This is a genomic window from Vibrio sp. 10N.247.310.24 (assembly GCF_041467175.1).
Classification (GTDB): Bacteria; Pseudomonadota; Gammaproteobacteria; order Enterobacterales; family Vibrionaceae; genus Vibrio; species Vibrio tasmaniensis_A.
Genome location: NZ_JBFSUD010000012.1, coordinates 36,103 through 55,563, shown reverse-complemented (window position 1 = coordinate 55,563; position 19,461 = coordinate 36,103). Strand labels below are relative to the sequence as shown.

Here is a 19,461-nt window from a genome sequence, read left to right as displayed (position 1 = left end):
TCTATCAGACGCTATATCAAACAAGAATAATTGAGTTACTCAAATTTTAGATATAAAAAAACCCAGCTATAAGCTGGGTTTTTAATTTATTCTTCTATAAAAGAAGAGACAAAGGGGCTATCAATTACTTGATTTTAGCTTCTTTGTACATAACGTGCTGGCGAACTACTGGATCAAACTTTTTGATCTCAAATTTGCCTGGCATGTTACGCTTGTTCTTGTCAGTTGTGTAGAAGTGACCAGTTCCAGCAGAAGATACTAGACGGATTTTCTCACGAATGCCTTTAGCCATTGCTTAATTCCTCTTAAACGTTTTCGCCACGTGCACGGATATCAACAAGAACAGCATCGATGCCTTTCTTATCAATAATACGCATGCCTTTAGCAGTTAGACGTAGTTTAACAAAACGTTTTTCGCTCTCTACCCAGAAACGGTGAGTTTGTAGGTTCGGCAGAAAACGACGCTTGGTAGCATTGCGTGCGTGTGAACGGTTGTTACCCGTTACTGGACGCTTACCAGTTACTTGACATACTCGGGACATGAATGTCTCTCCAAATCGTTTCAGCTCGATATCAACCTTGGTGGCCGAACCTCTCTATCAATTCTGAAAATAGAGGTAAAAACCATAATGGAAAATCCATTCAAGGCTATCAAAGGTCGCGTATTATACTAACTTGACATGCATTGCTCAAGACCCGAACAGATCCTTTTTAAGGATTTCGTGATCTTTTTTTGAACAGGGCAGCTATTTGAGTAATCAGAGCTGATTTAAGGTTCTAAAATGTGGGCGGAATGATAGCAGATTTAACGCAACTAACAACCTAAAATGTGATTCAAATCCATCCGCGCTCTGCAAAAGAGATAACTTCGCCATCTCCAACGACAAAATGGTCGAGAATTCGGATGTCCACTAGTGCCAATGCGTCGGTTAATCTACGTGTAATTCGCCTATCTGCTTGGCTTGGCTCTGCGACACCGGAAGGATGGTTGTGCGCTAGGATTAAAGCGGCAGCATTATGATGAAGTGCCCGTTTAACCACTTCTCTCGGGTAAACAGATGCTGCATCGATGGTTCCTTCAAACATCACTTCATCTTTTATTACTCTGTTTTGGTTATCTAGGAACAATATGTAGAAGGCTTCTCGCTGGCGATCACGCAATATACTCGAAAGATACAACTTGGTGTGACTTGGGCTAGTTAGTGCATCCCCTCGAGATAAAGTCTCGGCCAAATAACGTTGCGTCATCTCCAAAACAGCCTGCAACTGGACATATTTCGCCTGCCCCATCCCTTTATGGGCACAAAACTCAGCCTCCGTTGCAGAAAAAAGATGGCGAAGCGAACCAAAATCTTTGATCAACTTGTCTGATAGCTCTAAAACATTCATTCCTTGTGTGCCCGTTCGAAGAAATATAGCTAACAACTCCGCATCACTTAAGGAGTCGGGGCCTCTACTCAGTAACTTTTCTCTTGGCATCGACTCAACAGGCATTTTACTTATAGGCATATAAAGGCTATCTAGGGTGATGAATACGATCCATCAGCCTAATCCGTTTGTCTACGGAGAGCTTCCACAGCTTTATAAAGAAGACTAATGCCTAGCAAAACCGTGTAATTGATAAGTTTGATAACATCAACTTGATGAGTGTCAAACCTGTTCCAATTCTGCTTCTAGGCACTAATCCTTTGTTCTGATATCGTTAGTCCCAGAGAAATTAAGGAACAGAATCATGCAAACATTGGTTAATCAACTGGATAACGCTGACCAACAAGGCCTAGCTGGAAAAAAAATCCTACTTGGCATTAGTGGTGGTATCGCAGCTTATAAATGTGCCGAACTGACTCGACGCTTAATCGAACGTGGTGCGCAGGTACAAGTCGTCATGACTAATGCGGCTAAGGAGTTCATTACTCCTCTCACCATGCAAGCTGTCTCTGGAAGGCCAGTGTCTGATAGTTTGCTTGATCCTGCTGCTGAAGCTTCCATGGGGCACATCGAACTGGCGAAATGGGCTGACCTAGTCTTATTAGCACCCGCAACCGCAGACCTTATTGCGCGTATGACCGCAGGCATGGGTAACGACCTACTGACCACTTTGGTTTTAGCAACCGATGCGCCAGTTGCGGTATCCCCAGCAATGAACCAACAAATGTACAGCCACCCTGCAACTCAAGAGAACATCGCAACGCTAAAACGTCGTGGATGTGAAATCTGGGGTCCGGCAGCTGGTGAACAGGCCTGTGGCGATGTTGGTATGGGGCGTATGTTAGAGCCAATGCAACTGGTCCATCGTTGTGAAGACTTCTTCCAACCTAAACCTCTGACTGGCCGTTCGGTGTTAATTACTGCGGGTCCAACTCGCGAAGCGATCGACCCAGTTCGTTACATTACCAATCATAGCTCGGGCAAGATGGGCTATGCACTGGCTGAAGCGGCCGCGAAACAAGGTGCTACGGTAACTCTAATTAGTGGCCCTGTATCACTCGCGACACCAAATCAGGTTAATCGCATTGATGTAGACAGCGCACAACAGATGTTTGATGCCGTGAATGCCAATGCTGCTCAGCATGATATTTTCATCAGCTGCGCTGCGGTTGCCGATTACCGCCCAGAGACCATTGCAGACCAGAAGCTTAAAAAAGTCGATAGTAAAGATGACATGACCATTCAAATGGTTAAGAACCCAGACATTGTGGCTTCCGTTGCCTCAATGACTGAAGATCGTCCATTTACTGTCGGCTTCGCAGCAGAAACTCAAGATGTCGAGAAGTATGCGCGCGGAAAATTGGAAAGAAAGAACCTCGATATGATTTGTGCTAACGATGTCTCTGTCGAAGGCCAAGGCTTTAATAGTAGTAGTAATGAGTTGCACCTTTATTGGAAAGGTGGCGATAAATCTCTACCTCTAGATAGCAAAGACTCTCTTGGTTTCCAGATCCTTAATCAGATCCAACAGCTTATTGACGTATAAACGCACAATTTTACCCTGACAATACGCTGACACCTCTCGATTCTGTTGACCTAGGTCTTACAAAACTAGGAACAGAATTGAATGGTGTTTATAATCCTGCTTCACTCAATCCTCATCTTTAGGAAAGGAAGTAAATAGATGGCCGGTACTCGAAAATCAAACCGTCGTGAAGAAATCCTGCAAGCTCTAGCACAAATGTTGGAATCGACCGAAGGTGCTTCTCGTATCACAACGGTAAAGTTGGCCAAGCAAGTTGGTGTTTCTGAAGCTGCGTTATACCGCCACTTCCCAAGCAAAGCTCGCATGTTTGAAGGCTTGATCGAGTTCATTGAAGAAGCGTTGATGTCTCGAATCAACCGTATTCTAGATGAAGAGAAAGACACACTAGAGCGCATACGCCTAGTGCTACAACTTATCTTGGTTTTCTCAGAACGTAACCCAGGCCTGACTCGAATTTTGTCTGGTCATGCTCTAATGTTTGAAAATGAACGCCTGCGCGATCGCATCAATCAGCTTTTCGAACGTATTGAGACGCAACTTCGTCAAATTCTACGAGAAAGAAAGCTTCGCGAAGGGAAGTCATTCCCGGTTGATGAAAAAATCTTAGCGGCTCAATTGTTAGGTCAGGTTGAAGGAAGTTTAAATCGATTTGTTCGCTCGGACTTCAAATATCAACCGACAGCGAACTTTGAAGAGTATTGGGCACTTCTGAGTGCACAAATCGAATAGTAATCAGCATTAAGCCAAATATATGAACAAAACCACATATGATAAGCCTGAATTTTCACTCTTACTGCTGCACCCTAAATACTGGCCCGTATGGCTAGGCTTTGGGTTGTTGGCTCTAATTGTTAACCTGCTACCTTACCGTGTGTTGCTCTCCTTAGGGCAGCGACTTGGCTTACTAGGCGTGCGTTTTGGTAAAAAACGGGTTGATATTGCAACTCGTAATATGGAGCTAGCCTTTCCTGAAAAGCCCATAGAAGAAATAAATCAATTAGTTAAAGAAAACTTCAAAAATACTGGATTAGCGTTGATTGAAACCGGCATTACTTGGTTTTGGCCTACGTGGCGATTTAAAATGTTGCTGGTTGATAAAGATACTGCAGTAATGAGATCGCATAGCAAAAACGGTAAAGGCGTTCTACTTTGTTGTGTGCACGCTCTCAACCTTGAAATTACCGCTCGCGCTTTTGCCGTACTCGGACAACATGGATATGGCGTGTATCGCCCACACAACAACGCTGTATATAACCTTATTCAGTTTTGGGGCCGAACCCACAATGGCAATCTGACTATTGATCGTAAAGATGTGAAAAAGATGATACGTGTTCTGCGTAACGGAGATCGCCTATTCTATCTCCCTGATCATGACTACGGTCGCAATAAATCTGTATTCGTACCTTTCTTTGCAGTAGAGGATGCAAGCACCACCACTGGAACCAGCATTTTGGCTTACACCAGTCGATGCGCGGTCGTTATTGGGTCTGGCTTTAGAAATGCCGACGGAAAATATGAAATCATGGCCGACGAATCAATCGAAGATAACTATCCGCAGAAAGATGAAAAAGCGGCAGCAGCGTATATGAACCGCTATCTTGAGAAGATTATCTTAAGAGCCCCAGAACAATGGATGTGGCTACACAAGCGCTTCAAAACCATGGAAGATCCAGAGGCGGAAAAAGGCATTCGTTACAAGTAAGCGAGCCTTGTTCTGTCCAATAAGATTTAAGTAAAAAAATGCCCGAAAGAGTTTCATCTCTCGGGCATTTTTCTTTTTTAAGCTCTAAACCTAAGGCACTAAACCATTAGGTTCAACTTCTTCAGTTTACGAATTAGATTCCGTATTGAGTTCGGTACGCTTTTACTGAATCAAGATGTGCTGCGTCTGTGCCTTTCTCTTCAAGAAAAGTCACTAAATCAGTCAGGCTAACGATTGAGATAATCGCACAGCCGAAGTCGCGCTCTACTTCCTGAATCGCAGACAATTCACCTTTGCCTTTCTCTTGACGGTCAATCGCAACCAGAACACCCGCTAAGTCAGCGCCGTTTGCTTGGATGATTTCCATCGACTCACGGATCGCAGTACCTGCAGTGATCACGTCATCCACTAACATGATGCGACCTTCAAGTTCGCTACCCACTAGGTTGCCACCTTCACCGTGGTTTTTCGCTTCTTTACGGTTGAAGCAGTAAGGCGTGTCCACATCATGGTGATCTGCCAGTGCAACCGCTGTTGTTGTTGCGATTGGAATACCTTTGTATGCAGGGCCAAATAGTACATCGAACTCAATACCTGAATCAGCCAATGCTGCTGCGTAGAAGCGACCTAAGCGTGCTAGGTCACGACCTGTATTAAACAATCCAGCATTGAAGAAGTAAGGGCTCTTACGGCCAGACTTTAAAGTAAACTCACCAAACTTAAGTACTTCTTTCTCTAGTGCAAATTCAATAAATTCACGTTGATATGCTTTCATGTTCTTCCTCTACGTTTATTCAATAAAACTTAACTTACGCTCTGCACTACCCTTTCGGGTTTTACAGACAAAAAAATAGCTCCTGTGAAAGGAGCTATCTAAAAAACTAGTCGGCCAACGCAGCTTTCTGCGCTTCGACGATATCGGCAATGCCCTTATTTGCCAGGGCTAAAAGCTGCATCAGCTCTTCGTGGCTGAACGGTTCGCCTTCTGCGGTGCCTTGAATCTCAATCATCTTACCGTCTTCCGTCATTACAACGTTCATATCGGTATCGGCTGCTGAGTCTTCAACGTACTCAAGGTCACACAGTGCTTGTGCACCAACGATGCCCACTGAAACTGCCGCTACGTGGCCTTTCATTGGGTTCTTCTTCAGTTTGCCGCTTGCTAGTAGGCTGTTGATAGCATCAGCCATTGCAACGCTTGCACCTGAGATAGAAGCAGTACGAGTACCGCCGTCTGCTTGGATAACATCACAATCGACAGTGATCATGATTTCACCCATTACTTTCAGGTCAACAACAGCACGTAGGCTACGAGCGATCAGACGTTGGATTTCCATAGTACGACCACCTTGCTTACCGCTCGCCGCTTCACGACGGTTACGAGTGTGCGTTGCACGTGGCAGCATGCCGTATTCAGCGGTTACCCAACCCTTTCCTTGGCCTTTTAACCAACGCGGTACGTTTTCTTCTACCGTCGCATTACATAGAACTTTAGTGTTGCCGAACTCAACTAATACAGAACCTTCAGCATAAGCAGTGTAGTTACGAGTAATTTTAATTGGACGAATTTGATCTACAGCGCGGTCATTTGGACGCATTGGTATCTACCTTATTAACAGTCTGAAGTGATTTACTATCGAAAGAGTGCATCACCTAAGAAAGGGGTGAGACAGTTTTGATTGGGGCAAGATTATATAGCAGTTTATCTTTCAAATCTATTTACCATTCAAAGTGGCCTACTACTTAAAGCGACTTACGACTCAAAGATACTTACCGTGAAGGCTATTTATAACGGAAAATCGACAAGCTTCGGGAGCACACCATATCGTGATACTATGCGTGCGCGTTATTTTCAGAATGATAAAAGACAGGAAAATTCGATGATTTATAGTATGACCGCGTACGCACGCAAAGAAGTAAAAGGCGATTGGGGTACAGCAGTATGGGAAATCCGTAGTGTAAACCAACGCTACCTAGAAACTTACTTCCGTATGCCTGAACAGTTCCGTGGTTTAGAGCCAATCTTACGTGAGCGTTTCCGTAAGCGTCTAGCTCGCGGCAAGGTTGAATGTAACCTACGTTTTGAAGCAAACCCAGCAGCGAAAGGCGAGCTAAGCATCAACGAAGGTTTGGCTCAGCAAGTAATCAATGCTGCTAACCAAGTAATGACGATGACAGGTGAAGACAGCCGTCTGAACCCATTCCAAATCATGAACTGGCCTGGCGTAATGGAAACGCCAGAGCAAGACATGGATGCCATCAACAAAGATCTACTTGAAGCATTCAACGATGCAATCGCAGAGTTCATTGACGCTCGTGCTCGTGAAGGCGAAAACATGAAAGCGCTCATCGTTCAGCGTTTAGATGCGATCACTGAAGAAGTCGTTAAAGTTCGTGCACGCATGCCTGAGATCCTAGAATGGCAACGTGAGCGTCTTCTTACCAAATTTGAAGATGCGAAGATTGAACTTGAAGGTTCTCGTGTTGAGCAAGAGCTGATCCTACTGGCTCAGAAGTCAGACGTAGCAGAAGAACTAGACCGTCTAGACTCTCACGTGAAAGAAGCGAATGTAGTATTGAAGAAAGGTGGCGCTTGTGGCCGTAAACTTGACTTCATGATGCAAGAGTTCAACCGTGAATCAAACACGCTAGCATCTAAGTCTATCAGCACAGACATCACAGCATCGGGCGTGGAGCTTAAAGTTCTTATCGAACAGATGCGTGAGCAGATCCAGAACATTGAATAACAGTTCGTCAGTAACACACTGTGGATAGCCACTAGCTGAATCAGTGTTGATTAACTAACAGTGTTGATTAGATCAAGATAAGCTCCTAGTTTTAGGGGCTTTTTTTATGGATACAATAATGACAATCAGGATGACTAAGTGAGCAAATTATTACGCCGGAGATGTACTTAGTACAAAAAATAGATACAGCGATAGATAGAACGGAACAGATGTACAAAAGGATTTTTAATATTTAGAGGAGGTGTTGCAAGTGGAGAAGAATGTTACGGTAAAACTGAGGGAAAACTGGTTTGAAAGAGAAAGTGACGCAAGTTGCTATTGCAAACTGCGCCGACTTAAAATCTTATAGAGCTACAACGTTTGCAGCTTGAAGACCTTTTTGGCCTTGCTCTACTTCGAAAGACACTTGTTGGCCTTCTTTAAGAGTCTTGAAACCTTCAGAAGCGATTGCACGGAAGTGTACGAATACGTCAGCGCCGCCGTTGTCTTGAGTTAGGAAACCGAAGCCTTTCTCTTCGTTAAACCATTTTACTACGCCGTTTGTTTTGTTAGACATGATGTGTCCCTTATATAAAAATAAAAAATTAATCGCCAAAAGTGCGATGCGCTGAAAGCTTGAATTATTTAATGTATCTATGAAGCCAAGGGAAACACTGAGAATAACAATGAAGCAATACTAAGGGTTTTACTTTACAACTGGATGTTTCATTTAATAACCCTGAAAACAGAGCAAGCACATTCTTGGTGATCCTGACCAGGTTGTAAAGCGTTATTTGAATAAAATGACTATTTTTTGTTCAATTAACTTCTATTCAGCCCCACAACATCACTGAACTTCATTTACAAAGCTATGATCTGAAGAAATTTACTCTTCCGCGGTTTGGTTCGGGCAACACACACGGCCAGTAATAATGTCCTACTAGAATCAAGAGTACGACAAAAGCAAAAACAAGCGCCGTGGCAGCACTCTCCACGTAACTAAACTACCTGTATCTTCACACCAAGTTCTCGTAAAGCATCAAGCACCTTAGGGTCAGCGCCGTCATCTGTAATCAATGTGTCAATCTGAGAAGCGGTAGCGAGTAACTTTCCACCATGTTTACCTACTTTGCTGCTATCTATCAGAGCCACAATACGATCACCATACTCCAGCAGCTTTTTCTCTGCCATATAGACCAATAGATCAGAGGTATGCACACCAGCTGTCGTAACACCCGTACCCGTAAAGAAGACAAAACGACTTTTATGGTCATCTGCTGCTTCTTCATCTGGAGAAATAGTGATCTGACGTTCGGGTAGATATTGACCACCAAGTATGATGATACTTTGATGATCTTGACTAATCAGCTGATAAGCCAATGGCATAAAATTCGTCACAACTTGCACATCACGATGCGCTAAATGCTCTCCCATCAAAAAAGTCGTATTGCTACCACTCACAATAATACTGTCGTGTTCTTCACACATATCTGCCGCAGCTTTAGCAATTCGCTTTTTCGCTACATAGCTTTCTATATCTGTTTCGCAGGGGATAAAGCTGCTTGGTGCATGAGTTGCGGCTAGGGACGAGTCAAAATTGATTACCTCTGCCCCATTACGGATTTTTTTCAGCCTCCCTTCTTCCGCCAACTTTGTAATGTCCCGACGAGCTGTAGATAAAGAGATATCTAACATCTTCACATAGTCATTTGTCGTTATAAACGTATGACTCGTTAGATGATCTAACAAGCTTCTATGACGCTGAGCTTCATTCATTGTTCATACCATTAAGTTCTTTTGAATTATTTTGACGCATTATGAACTTTTGAGCAATTAGATTCTCAAAATGAACTCTTTTGAATTAATTTGACTCAAAATATGTGATCAAAACCATTGCTTTGTTCATAATAAATCAAAAAATGACTTTACGTGACCGCATTTGACCACCTATAGTCAATTTGCGTCATGAGAAGTCACTGGAGAGTAAAATGAAATACCAAGCAGTAATGATTGATTTAGATGGAACACTGTTAAGTGATGCTGAGCAGATCTGCGTGACTAACAAACAAGCGATTTGTCTTGCAGTTAATAATGGATATCAGGTGAGCTTGGCGAGTGGTAGACCGCACCAGCTGATGATGCCATATGTTGACCAGCTTCAATTATCGCTACCAATCATCTGCTGCAATGGTGCCTATATTTATGACCCTAAAACACAACGTGTTCAACATCAGCACACAATTAGTCATGAATCACTAACGGGTCTGTTGAGCTTACTGAATGATGGACATTTCGCCTTCACCATCTATTCAAGTAAAGGCATCTTTGCTCAAAAAGAATCAACTCATACAAAGGGTTTAGAAAAAAAGGCTGAGGTTATTAATGCCGCAATGGAGCTGCAGATTATCCCAACGCTGACCGAACTCATCGCTCGCAGTGGCGATGTATACAAAGTATTAGTGTCTAGCCAAGACAAAGAATCTCTAAACCAGTTACGAGATTCCTTAAAAACGCACTTCCAAGCTGACTTATCAACACCGAATAAATTGGACATTACGTCTAAAGCAGCCACCAAAGGCCACGCTCTTCAGCAGTGGCTAAATGACCAAAGAATTTCATCTCATAACACCATTGCTTTTGGGGATGGGGACAACGATGCCTCTATGTTCCGACTTGTCGGAGAACCTGTCGCAATGGCTAATGCCAGCCCTGCTTTAAAAGGCATGGCTAATCTAATTGTTACCAATAACAACGGCTGTGGAATTGGCCAGTACCTTCGCTTGATAGTGCAAGAAGGCCAACACACATGCCAAAACACTTTTAGTTACTAAGGATAAATCATGAAAAAAGTAAAAATTGCCGCAGGATTAGCACACGTAGATTACGGCCACATTGCAGACGTAGTGAAAGAAGTATCTGATGCTGGTGCCGATTACATCCACTGTGATGCAGCAGATATGCATGACCTGAAAAACCTGCAATTGATGGGGGGGCATCAAATTGTTGAAGGCATTCGTCCTTACACTGAAAAGCCAATTGAAGTTCACGCTTACTTCAAAGATTGCGACAAATTATTTATCGATAAAATCGCTGCTGCTGGTGCAGACATGCTGATTCTACCAGCTGAGCATTTTATCGGTGCTCCTCTGTGTTACATCATTAAGTACTGTCAAAACCACGGAATGAAATTTGGTTTAACCGTTGGTGCATTAACGCCAGTGTCATTTGTTAAAGAATCTATCTACTACCTAGACCGTTTACACATTGTTATTCACGGCATTACTGATGGCGATGATGAATGGTTATGGCGCAAATCTGCGATTGCAATGATCCGCGAAGCACGTGAACTCATCAACGAACGCAACCCTAACTGTGAGCTATGTGTTGATGGCGGTATCCGTAACCACAACATCGAAGAACTGCTTAATGAAGATATTGACGTGATGGTTGCATCGACAAATATCTTTGGCCACAAAGACGGCATCACAGCAGGCGTTCGTGACTTCCGCGCAGCAATCGACCAACTGGAAGATAAAGCAGCGGCAAACACAAAAGAAGTCGAAACCGTTTAAGTAATTGCCTAGCGCAGCTTCTATCGAATCGATGCGCCACAGCAATCTAGAAATAACGGTGCTAAACCTACCCCCCTCTATGCTCGGGTTTGGCACCACTACCAAGGATTAAACCATGACACAGTTTCAACACTATCAACCGACCAAGCTAACCTTTGGTGCGGGTGAGATTCAGAAAATAGGTCAGCTTATCGCTCAATATGGCACACGTTGCCTAGTCGTATCCGAACCTATTTTTGATGCAGTAAAGCCAGCCTATGACCGCATTTTTACTTTGCTTTCAGAGCAAGGAATTGAAGTGACTCATTTTGATGGTGTCGTACCGAATCCGCCTACAACCGTCGTTGAACTTGGCCGCCAAGTGGCCATCGGAAATAACTGTGATGTGGTTTTGGCCATTGGTGGTGGTTCATCGATTGATACAGCAAAAATCATTTCGGCAACGATCAATGCAGAGTCTCTAGATTGGGCTCATTGGTTTGCCACTTATGATTCACCGTTTGGGGACGTCAACCCACTACCCGCGAAAGTCGTACCTTTGATCGCTGTACCTACAACATCGGGAACAGGCTCTCAAGTGACGCAAGCGGCAGTGATTACCGACCTTGAGCAACATGCAAAGCTAACACTGTTTCACCCTGAATTTTTCCCTTGTGAAGCGTTAATCGATCCAGAGCTCATGCTGACACTGCCTCCACGTATGACAGCTATGACCGGATTTGATGCTTTTTCACATGCGTTTGAATCATTTACGGGTACTCGACCATCTCCATTTGTTGATGGTATGGCGTTAGAAGCAATGAAGCTTGTCATTGATCACCTACCGAGTGTTGTCGACAACGGCGCAGATTTACATAGCCGCTGCCAACTCGCGAAAGCAGACACACTTGGCGGGATCTCGCTAGCTAATGGCGGTGCGGGGGCACCACACCCTTTAGGCGAAATCTTAGGTAGTAGCAAAACAAACCTACCACATGGATTAACACTCGCAGTGGTTTATCCAGCTTATGTACAACTTCAATGGCGCAAGCAACCAGAGAGATTTGCTCAAGTGGCTGAGTTATTTGGTGCTGTGGGAAGTACCGAAGAAAAAGCTCAATCATTAGCGGCTGCTCTTGTGAAATTCCTTGAACGTATCGGTCTTGAATCGAACTTAACTCAAGTAGGTGTCACCAAAGAAGATGTTCAAAAGTTGGAGCCGGCTTTTTGCTTTGATCTACCACTAACCAGTGGTGAAGAAATGAAAAAAGTATTGCAGGCCAGTTTGGTTGAATAAGCGACAGTCACAAATTCACGTTTGTCATAATTAAAGAAAATGGAGATTGAAACATGGAGTGCAAGAACAACACTTTAGGTCATACAGCTTTGAAATTGGAAAGAGAGGAATTCATTGCCAGTAACCTGAAAGCGTTGGTCTTTGACTTCGATGGCCTTCTCGTCGATACCGAAACCTGTATGTTCAAAGCCTGGGAAGCTTTGTTAAAACCATACGGCGTTGAAGTTTCGCCACTCCAGGTTGCTGGCCTAGTTGGGAGCTCAGCGCCAGCAACCTACCTTTATCAACTATTCAACAAAGCGTCGAATCAAAAGCTGTCCGATTCACAAATTCGCGATCGAGTGATCGCTCATGCCTACCAATTAATTGCTTCAATAACAGAACGAGAAGGTGTCCGTCAGTATCTAGACTTTGCTAAATCACACTCATTGAGCATTGCACTGGCCACCAGCTCAGAGGCTGAACATTACATGCCAATTCTGAATCGTTTGAACCTTACACCCTATTTTGACTGTTTTATCGGAGCAGAAGACATTGCCTCAGATAGACGGAAACCACATCCCGATGTGTATTTAGCGGCATTAAAACAACTCGGTGTATCTGCCCATCAAGCCATCGCTTTCGAAGATTCCCCTCCTGGAATTATGGCGGCTCGATCGGCAGGAATACCAACAGTTGCAGTAACCAATTTGCTCACTCGTCACCTCGATGTCTCGCTAGCCAACGTGGTGCTGAGTTCAATGAATGATCAAACGCTACTGCAATTGATAAACCAACTTACCGAGAATGAACGATGAATAAATTAGAACAACTGAAAAAGCACACCACTGTCGTTGCCGACACAGGTGATATTGATGCTATTGCTGCATTTCAACCTGAAGACGCCACAACTAACCCATCTCTAGTACTAAAAGCCGCAGAAATGCCGCAATACGATCACTTAATCGCCGATGCGATCACTTGGGCAAAAGCACAAAGCAACGACAAATCACAACAGTTGATCGACGCTGGAGACAAACTGGCGGTCAACATTGGATTAGAAATTCTAAAAACGGTACCGGGGCGCATCTCAACAGAAGTCGACGCTCGTATGTCATTCGACAGAGTCGCAAGCTTGGCAAAAGCTCGAAAGCTTATCGGCATGTATAACGAAGCTGGCATCAGTAACGACCGAATCCTAATTAAGTTAGCGTCAACTTGGGAAGGCATTCGAGCAGCTCAAGAGCTAGAGAAAGAAGGCATTAATTGCAACCTAACGCTGCTGTTCAACTTTGCACAAGCCAAAGCCTGTGCAGAAGCCGGTGTATTCTTAATCTCACCTTTTGTCGGTCGTATCCTAGATTGGTACAAAACCAATACCGATAAAAAAGAGTACCTTCCTCATGAAGATCCTGGTGTCGTTTCAGTCTCTGAAATTTACAACTACTACAAAGATCATGGCTACAACACGGTTGTGATGGGCGCGAGCTTCCGTAATGCCGATGAAGTCCTAGCATTAGCGGGCTGTGACCGTTTGACCATAGGTCCTGCAATTTTAGACCAACTTGCAGCACAAGAAGGCTCTGTTGAGCGCCTACTCTTTGCCGACCGTGACACCATCAAAGAGACACCAACAGCTATGACTGAAGCACAGTTCCGCTGGGAGATGAACCAAGACCCGATGGCAACAGAAAAGCTCGCCGAAGGCATCCGTAACTTTGCCGTCGATCAAGGCAAGTTAGAAACCATGATCGAAGCACGCCTGTAGGAGAAGCAAAATGATTACACGAACTAAATTAGCTGACGCTATTCGCGTTCTAAGCATGGACGCTGTACAAAAAGCAGGATCGGGCCACCCCGGAGCACCGATGGGCATGGCCGATATCGCTGAAGTTCTATGGCGTGATTTTCTAAAACACAACCCGAGCAACCCTAACTGGGCCGACCGCGACCGTTTTATCTTGTCGAATGGCCATGGCTCAATGCTTATCTATGCTTGTTACACCTATCTGGTTACGAGCTATCAATGGATGACATCAAATCTTTCCGTCAATTACACAGTAAAACCGCAGGTCACCCTGAATACGGTTACGCTCCAGGTATTGAAACCACTACCGGCCCATTAGGACAAGGCATCACCAACGGTGTCGGCATGGCTTTGGCTGAAAAGGTGCTGGGTGAACAGTTCAACCGTGAAGACCACGATATTGTTGATCACCACACCTACGTGTTCATGGGTGACGGCTGCATGATGGAAGGTATTTCTCATGAAGCATGTTCACTTGCCGGTACGCTTGGACTAGGGAAACTGGTCGCTTTTTGGGATGACAATGGCATTTCGATTGATGGCGAAGTCGACGGCTGGTTCTCTGATGACACACCAAAACGTTTTGAAGCCTACGGTTGGCATGTTATTGCTGATGTTGATGGTCATAACGCTGATGATATTCACAAAGCAATTACTGAAGCTAAAGCCGTAACAGATAAACCAACCTTAATTTACTGCAAAACCGTGATTGGTTTTGGCTCACCAAACAAGTCAACCAGTCATGACTGTCATGGTGCTCCGTTAGGTGCTGATGAAGTCGCATTGGTTCGACTCAACCTCGGCTGGGACCATCCTGAATTTGAAATTCCTCAAGATGTATACCAAGCATGGGATGGGAAAGAGAAAGGACAAAGCAATGAAGATGATTGGCAAACACGTTTCAATGCTTATCAAGAGGCGCACCCAGAATTAGCCGCTGAGTTTTTGCGTCGTAGCCAGAACCTATTACCTGAAAATTGGGATCAGCACACTCAAGACCTAATCCAGACTTTGCAAGCGAATCCACAAACCATCGCGACTCGCAAAGCATCACAAAATACTATTGAAGCATTCGGACCATTACTGCCAGAGTTTTTGGGAGGTTCTGCCGATTTAACCCCTTCAAACTTAACTAACTGGTCAGGCTCAAAAGCAATTACCGCTCAAGATGCGTCAGGAAACTACTTGAGTTACGGCGTTCGTGAATTTGCGATGTCTGCAATGATGAATGGCGTGGCGTTGCATGGAGGCTTTATCCCATACGGCGGTACGTTCTTGATGTTCATGGAGTACGCTCGTAACGCGCTTCGTATGGCAGCACTAATGAAGCAACGCAGTATCTTCGTTTATACCCATGACTCTATCGGTTTGGGGGAAGATGGTCCGACACACCAACCGGTTGAACAAATCGCATCGCTTCGACTTACCCCAAACATGAGCACTTGGCGTCCTTGCGACCAAGTAGAACAACTCTTCGAAATGTTTGGATTTACGGTTGAAAACATCGTTGAAAAATCCCTAGCGGTTCTGGAGAAGTAATATGAGCATGGCACAACGCTTTATTGAAAACCAAAGCCAAGACTGCCTGCGAACTAAGGCTGCAAAAGTAGCCTTAGAGCAAGTCCTAAAAACGCTAACACCTTCTAGCGTGATTGGTATCGGCACAGGTGCAACAGTTGAAGTATTCATTCAACTATTGAAAGAAAGTGGCGCTGAGTTTGCTCACTGCGTATCCAGTTCGGTTCGCTCAAGTCGAGCTTTATCCTCTGCAGGGCTGAATGAGATATCCATATCTGAATGTGGCCGTGTTGATTTCTACATTGATGGCATTGATGAAGGTCTTACAACCGGCATGACCGTGAAAGGTGGTGGTGCAGCACTGGCTCGTGAAAAAGTACTCGCGACGCTTGCGCTAAGCTTCATCACCATCGCAGATAGCGGTCGATTGGTCACTCAACTCGGAAAGTTTCCACTCCCTGTAGAGGTTTTACCTGCCGCACAAACCGCTGTGTTTAATGCCTTACAAAGCCTTGGTGGACACCCGACGTTGCGCCAAGACTGCACCACTGATAACGGCAATATCATTCTCGATGTTGCTCATTTGGACATCGCTGAACCAAAACGATTAGAACTCCAAATTAACGCTATTCCTGGCGTCGTCGAGAACGGTATTTTCGCGCAAAGATCGGCTGATTTCATGGCTTTTTCGAATGCAGAAGGTACGTATTTATTATCAAAGCAACACGTTCAATAGCTGGGATTTATAATCAAAATGAGACCTCGCTTGCAAGTCTATTTACAAGCATGTCAGTAAGGATAATTTAGGAATAAAACATGACGGAAAGCAATTTTTCAGCTCAAACACTGCGCTATTTTGATTCAAATATTGAAACGTTTACGCGTGATCTATCTGAGCTAATTGCTATTCCCTCTGTACGAGATATCAGCAGCTGTTCACCCAATGCTCCTTTTGGTTTACCGATTAGAAACGCATTCGACTTTCTCATTAACTGGGCGAAACGAGAAGGGTTTGAAGTCCGTGATCATGATGGTTATGCCTTGGACATCAGCTTTGGCGAAGGCTTACAAGAAATCGGCATATTGCATCATGTAGATGTGGTAGAAGCAGGTAATTTGGACTCATGGTTAACCCCTGCATTTGAGATGCACCAACAAGGTGATGACTTATTGGGGCGAGGCGTTACCGACAACAAAGGCCCGTTAATGGCCAGTCTGTATATTCTCAAGATGTTTAAAGCGCTTGATGTAACACTCGACAAAAAAATAAGAGTGATCATCGGCGGCGCAGAAGAGACAACTTGGGAATGTGTAGAGCATTATTTTAATCATAACCCTCAACCGGATTATGGTTTCTCTCCAGATGGCGACTTCCCAATCGTTAATGGAGAAAAAGGCATCCTATATGCGTCATTGCAACGAGAATTCCCAACTCACAATGGCCTAGGAACTTGTCAGATCGTAAGCATTGAAAGTGAGCGTGACAGAACATCCACCTGCTATCAATTATCGATTTATCTGACAGGAGAAAAAGCGGCTGAAGTAGCAGCAACATTTGAAACTTCAGCAACGGTCACTCTTGCCAATGTGGCACAAAGTGACAACCACCAACAAAAGGAGTTGTACTGCGTTGAGTTGTCAACGCCGTGGGAGAAATCTCGCAACCCGCATAAGGTCGATAACTGTATGGATCAGTTTGTTCGTCACATGCGACATGTTGAAGGGTTAGACACTAACTCTCGAAATTTAATTGATTTACTAGACGCGTGTTTTAGTGATTCCAATGATGCTTCGAAATTAGGGCTAGCACACCAAGATAATGAAATGGGGTCGACTACATGCTGTGTCTCCTCCATCAATTTGAGTCAACATGGCTACAACTTGGATTTTGATTTTCGGTTTCCTAAAGGACTGACTATCGATCAAGCTCGTACCCAACTCCAGTATGTATCCCAACAATACGGAGTGAGATTGATTGAACACCAGTACTTACCTCTATCTTACCTCTCACCCGAAAGTGAACTTATCCAAGCAATGGGAAAAGCTTATTCCGAAGTTACCAAAATGGACGCTCAATGCTTTAGCAAAGGTGCAGCTTCTTACGCGCGCGCGCTAAACAATGGTGTGGCATTCGGACCTACTTTTCCTGGTGATGTGACTCGTGTCCATGAGCCCAATGAAAGGCTCAGCCTCGAGTCATTAAAAAGAGCAATAACAATATACGTGAAAGTTCTCATATCACTTTAGGAGTAAATTATGAGAGATAAGGTTCAAGCACTTGCTGGAGGTATGATGGTATCCATCATCGTACTGGTTATCGCAGGTATATTTATTGGTGTAGGCGCTGGTGTTGTAAACCAAATGTCTGCTACCGACTCTGTTATTTGGGCATTCTTTAAGCTGATGTTAGATCTTGGCTTGATGGTCATGCGCAATCTACCGCCTTTCTTTGCGATTGGTCTAGCGTTCGCGCTGGCGAAATCTGAAAAAGGTTGGGCAGCCTTCACTGGCTTTACCATGTTCATGTGTTTCAACGTCGCTATCGGATCGATCGCTGCATTTCACGGATGGACTCAAGAAACTACAAGCGTTGCGTCATTAATGAATGATGCTGGCTACGACAAAGTAGCAGCGCAAAACTTCAACTCTTTATGGGGTGAGTCTTTAGGTATCTTCGCTTACAACATGGGGATCTTTAGCGGTATTCTTGTTGGTTGTATTACGGCTTGGATCCACAACCGTTACTACAAATTCGAAATGCCTGCACTCTTGAGCTTCTTCTCAGGCCCTCGTGCCGTAGTGATTTTTGCTTACTTCGCTATCATGCCTATCGCGCTGTTTGTTTACTACGCTTGGCCACCGATCGCTGGGGCACTGCAGTCCATCACTACCTTGATTACTAGCTCAGGTATTTTTGGCTCTTTCCTATTTGGCGTATTTGACAAAGGCTTATTGCCATTTGGCTTACATCACCTTATCGCCTTCCCTATTGAATACACTCGTGTTGGTGGCGTAATGGAGATTGATGGTGTTGTTTACGAAGGTGTTCGTAACATCATGAATGGCCAAATGAGTTCACCAGAGGCGACGAGCTACATTACACATAACTTTACCAGTGGCCGTATTCCAATCCAAATTGGTGGCCTAACGGGTGCTGCTTATGCAATGTACGTAACAGCAAAAACAGCCAATCGTAAAAAGGTAGCCGCTATCATGGTGCCTGCAGTATTTACGGCTGCTGTTATCGGTATTACCGAGCCACTAGAATATACCTTCCTATTCGTCCAACCATTCCTATTCTTTGCAGTACATGTTCCGCTAAATGGTCTTGCTTATGTGATCACCGAAATGATGGGTGTTTCAATTCACGGAAATCAGCTGCTATTTATGGTGCCTAACCTACTACAACCTGAAAAGGTTCATGCTTGGGCTCTATTGTGGATTATCCCACTATACTTCGCGATTTACTTCTACACATTCAAGTTCTTCATCCTAAAGTTTGATTCAAAAACTCCAGGTCGCGAAGAAGAAGATGGTGATATCGCCCTGTATTCAAAAGAAGACTTTAAAAAGAAAAAGGATCAGACCTCAAAAGGACTGCCTGTTGAAATCATTAAGGCGCTGGGTGGAGCTGACAACATTGAGAACGTGACAAACTGTGCAACTCGACTGCGTGTTTCGCTGCATGACGAATCACTAACGGCAAGCGATAAAGTTTGGAAACAACAGCTCAACGCAATTGGTGTCGTCAGAATGAATAAAGGCATTCAAGTGATATATGGAGCCAACGTTATTACGATTGCCTCTGGTATCAAAGAAGCCCTTGGTGTCGACTCTTAGCTAAGCGCAACTTCCGTAACCCTACTGTTACGAATCTATAGAAACCAATAACTGACAATTCCTCCTG

General features: G+C 44.3%; 19 protein-coding genes and 1 pseudogene. 13 read left to right on the top strand and 7 right to left on the bottom strand.

Annotated features, from left to right (window positions below):
- Nucleotides 1-124 precede the first annotated feature (124 nt).
- From rpmG to radC, 3 genes are all read right to left on the bottom strand, one after another.
- Complete coding sequence (rpmG, locus tag AB6E08_RS05925; protein ID WP_002535344.1) at nt 125-292, bottom strand: 50S ribosomal protein L33; 168 nt, start codon at nt 290-292, stop codon at nt 125-127.
- 13 nt (nt 293-305) lie between these two features.
- Nucleotides 306-542, bottom strand: a complete 237-nt coding sequence (rpmB, locus tag AB6E08_RS05920; RefSeq protein WP_004728407.1) for a 50S ribosomal protein L28 — start codon at nt 540-542, stop codon at nt 306-308.
- 292 nt (nt 543-834) lie between these two features.
- Complete coding sequence (radC, locus tag AB6E08_RS05915) at nt 835-1,509, bottom strand: DNA repair protein RadC (protein WP_012603038.1); 675 nt, start codon at nt 1,507-1,509, stop codon at nt 835-837.
- A 223-nt stretch (nt 1,510-1,732) separates the two neighbouring features.
- Between radC and coaBC the strand changes: the two genes are divergently transcribed.
- The 3 genes from coaBC (at nt 1,733) to lpxL (ending at nt 4,676) form a co-directional block, all read left to right on the top strand.
- Nucleotides 1,733-2,974, top strand: a complete 1,242-nt coding sequence (coaBC, locus tag AB6E08_RS05910; protein ID WP_017102407.1) for a bifunctional phosphopantothenoylcysteine decarboxylase/phosphopantothenate--cysteine ligase CoaBC — start codon at nt 1,733-1,735, stop codon at nt 2,972-2,974.
- A gap of 138 nt (nt 2,975-3,112) precedes the next feature.
- Nucleotides 3,113-3,703, top strand: coding sequence for a nucleoid occlusion factor SlmA (slmA, locus tag AB6E08_RS05905; RefSeq protein WP_017100198.1), 591 nt, complete (start codon nt 3,113-3,115; stop codon nt 3,701-3,703).
- A 22-nt stretch (nt 3,704-3,725) separates the two neighbouring features.
- Entirely contained in the window at nt 3,726-4,676 is a 951-nt protein-coding gene (lpxL, locus tag AB6E08_RS05900; RefSeq protein ID WP_017100199.1) for an LpxL/LpxP family Kdo(2)-lipid IV(A) lauroyl/palmitoleoyl acyltransferase, read from the top strand.
- 133 nt (nt 4,677-4,809) lie between these two features.
- Here lpxL and pyrE read toward each other — a convergent pair whose 3' ends face one another.
- Both pyrE and rph read right to left on the bottom strand, forming a co-directional pair.
- Entirely contained in the window at nt 4,810-5,451 is a 642-nt protein-coding gene (pyrE, locus tag AB6E08_RS05895; RefSeq protein ID WP_009847982.1) for an orotate phosphoribosyltransferase, read from the bottom strand.
- 106 nt (nt 5,452-5,557) lie between these two features.
- A complete protein-coding gene (gene rph / locus AB6E08_RS05890; RefSeq protein ID WP_009847983.1) occupies nt 5,558-6,274 on the bottom strand; it encodes a ribonuclease PH in 717 nt (238 codons plus the stop codon).
- Nucleotides 6,275-6,556: 282 nt separating this feature from the next.
- On the opposite strand from rph, the gene AB6E08_RS05885 reads away from it, so the two are divergent.
- Nucleotides 6,557-7,423: a YicC/YloC family endoribonuclease gene (locus tag AB6E08_RS05885; RefSeq protein ID WP_009847984.1), complete on the top strand. Its 867-nt coding sequence runs from the start codon at nt 6,557-6,559 to the stop codon at nt 7,421-7,423.
- A 343-nt stretch (nt 7,424-7,766) separates the two neighbouring features.
- Here the strand turns inward: AB6E08_RS05885 and AB6E08_RS05880 are convergent, their stop codons facing one another.
- Together AB6E08_RS05880 and ulaR are read right to left on the bottom strand one after the other, a co-directional pair.
- Nucleotides 7,767-7,979, bottom strand: a complete 213-nt coding sequence (locus tag AB6E08_RS05880) for a cold-shock protein (protein ID WP_004735656.1) — start codon at nt 7,977-7,979, stop codon at nt 7,767-7,769.
- 422 nt (nt 7,980-8,401) lie between these two features.
- On the bottom strand, nt 8,402-9,178 hold the full coding sequence (gene ulaR / locus AB6E08_RS05875) for an HTH-type transcriptional regulator UlaR (protein WP_012603034.1): 777 nt from the start codon (nt 9,176-9,178) through the stop codon (nt 8,402-8,404).
- A gap of 212 nt (nt 9,179-9,390) precedes the next feature.
- On the opposite strand from ulaR, the gene AB6E08_RS05870 reads away from it, so the two are divergent.
- The 9 genes and pseudogenes from AB6E08_RS05870 to AB6E08_RS05830 all read left to right on the top strand — a co-directional run bounded on the left by AB6E08_RS05870 (nt 9,391) and on the right by AB6E08_RS05830 (nt 19,394).
- Entirely contained in the window at nt 9,391-10,233 is an 843-nt protein-coding gene (locus AB6E08_RS05870; protein ID WP_009847986.1) for a Cof-type HAD-IIB family hydrolase, read from the top strand.
- A gap of 9 nt (nt 10,234-10,242) precedes the next feature.
- Entirely contained in the window at nt 10,243-10,974 is a 732-nt protein-coding gene (locus AB6E08_RS05865; protein ID WP_009847987.1) for a ribulose-phosphate 3-epimerase, read from the top strand.
- A gap of 115 nt (nt 10,975-11,089) precedes the next feature.
- Nucleotides 11,090-12,250, top strand: a complete 1,161-nt coding sequence (locus AB6E08_RS05860; protein WP_372064020.1) for an iron-containing alcohol dehydrogenase — start codon at nt 11,090-11,092, stop codon at nt 12,248-12,250.
- 53 nt (nt 12,251-12,303) lie between these two features.
- On the top strand, nt 12,304-13,047 hold the full coding sequence (locus AB6E08_RS05855) for an HAD family hydrolase (protein WP_372064018.1): 744 nt from the start codon (nt 12,304-12,306) through the stop codon (nt 13,045-13,047).
- Entirely contained in the window at nt 13,044-13,997 is a 954-nt protein-coding gene (gene tal, locus AB6E08_RS05850; protein ID WP_017099278.1) for a transaldolase, read from the top strand. The genes AB6E08_RS05855 and tal overlap by 4 nt, the downstream gene beginning before the upstream one ends.
- 10 nt (nt 13,998-14,007) lie before the next feature.
- Nucleotides 14,008-15,503: pseudogene (gene tkt, locus AB6E08_RS05845) on the top strand (transketolase); the annotation flags it as partial.
- 73 nt (nt 15,504-15,576) lie between these two features.
- Nucleotides 15,577-16,290, top strand: a complete 714-nt coding sequence (gene rpiA / locus AB6E08_RS05840; RefSeq protein WP_017099276.1) for a ribose-5-phosphate isomerase RpiA — start codon at nt 15,577-15,579, stop codon at nt 16,288-16,290.
- Nucleotides 16,291-16,370: 80 nt separating this feature from the next.
- Complete coding sequence (locus tag AB6E08_RS05835) at nt 16,371-17,801, top strand: Sapep family Mn(2+)-dependent dipeptidase (protein WP_017102431.1); 1,431 nt, start codon at nt 16,371-16,373, stop codon at nt 17,799-17,801.
- A gap of 9 nt (nt 17,802-17,810) precedes the next feature.
- Nucleotides 17,811-19,394 (top strand): PTS transporter subunit EIIC, encoded by a 1,584-nt coding sequence (locus tag AB6E08_RS05830; RefSeq protein WP_009847994.1) that lies wholly within the window; start codon nt 17,811-17,813, stop codon nt 19,392-19,394.
- The last annotated feature ends 67 nt before the right edge of the window (nt 19,395-19,461 follow it).

Coding starts and splice junctions, on each gene's coding strand:
- rpmG (WP_002535344.1), bottom strand. CDS start 292: ATGGCTAAAGGCATTCGTGAGAAAATCCGTCTAGTATCTTCTGCTGGA.
- rpmB (WP_004728407.1), bottom strand. CDS start 542: ATGTCCCGAGTATGTCAAGTAACTGGTAAGCGTCCAGTAACGGGTAAC.
- radC (WP_012603038.1), bottom strand. CDS start 1,509: ATGCCTATAAGTAAAATGCCTGTTGAGTCGATGCCAAGAGAAAAGTTA.
- coaBC (WP_017102407.1), top strand. CDS start 1,733: ATGCAAACATTGGTTAATCAACTGGATAACGCTGACCAACAAGGCCTA.
- slmA (WP_017100198.1), top strand. CDS start 3,113: ATGGCCGGTACTCGAAAATCAAACCGTCGTGAAGAAATCCTGCAAGCT.
- lpxL (WP_017100199.1), top strand. CDS start 3,726: ATGAACAAAACCACATATGATAAGCCTGAATTTTCACTCTTACTGCTG.
- pyrE (WP_009847982.1), bottom strand. CDS start 5,451: ATGAAAGCATATCAACGTGAATTTATTGAATTTGCACTAGAGAAAGAA.
- rph (WP_009847983.1), bottom strand. CDS start 6,274: ATGCGTCCAAATGACCGCGCTGTAGATCAAATTCGTCCAATTAAAATT.
- AB6E08_RS05885 (WP_009847984.1), top strand. CDS start 6,557: ATGATTTATAGTATGACCGCGTACGCACGCAAAGAAGTAAAAGGCGAT.
- AB6E08_RS05880 (WP_004735656.1), bottom strand. CDS start 7,979: ATGTCTAACAAAACAAACGGCGTAGTAAAATGGTTTAACGAAGAGAAA.
- ulaR (WP_012603034.1), bottom strand. CDS start 9,178: ATGAATGAAGCTCAGCGTCATAGAAGCTTGTTAGATCATCTAACGAGT.
- AB6E08_RS05870 (WP_009847986.1), top strand. CDS start 9,391: ATGAAATACCAAGCAGTAATGATTGATTTAGATGGAACACTGTTAAGT.
- AB6E08_RS05865 (WP_009847987.1), top strand. CDS start 10,243: ATGAAAAAAGTAAAAATTGCCGCAGGATTAGCACACGTAGATTACGGC.
- AB6E08_RS05860 (WP_372064020.1), top strand. CDS start 11,090: ATGACACAGTTTCAACACTATCAACCGACCAAGCTAACCTTTGGTGCG.
- AB6E08_RS05855 (WP_372064018.1), top strand. CDS start 12,304: ATGGAGTGCAAGAACAACACTTTAGGTCATACAGCTTTGAAATTGGAA.
- tal (WP_017099278.1), top strand. CDS start 13,044: ATGAATAAATTAGAACAACTGAAAAAGCACACCACTGTCGTTGCCGAC.
- rpiA (WP_017099276.1), top strand. CDS start 15,577: ATGAGCATGGCACAACGCTTTATTGAAAACCAAAGCCAAGACTGCCTG.
- AB6E08_RS05835 (WP_017102431.1), top strand. CDS start 16,371: ATGACGGAAAGCAATTTTTCAGCTCAAACACTGCGCTATTTTGATTCA.
- AB6E08_RS05830 (WP_009847994.1), top strand. CDS start 17,811: ATGAGAGATAAGGTTCAAGCACTTGCTGGAGGTATGATGGTATCCATC.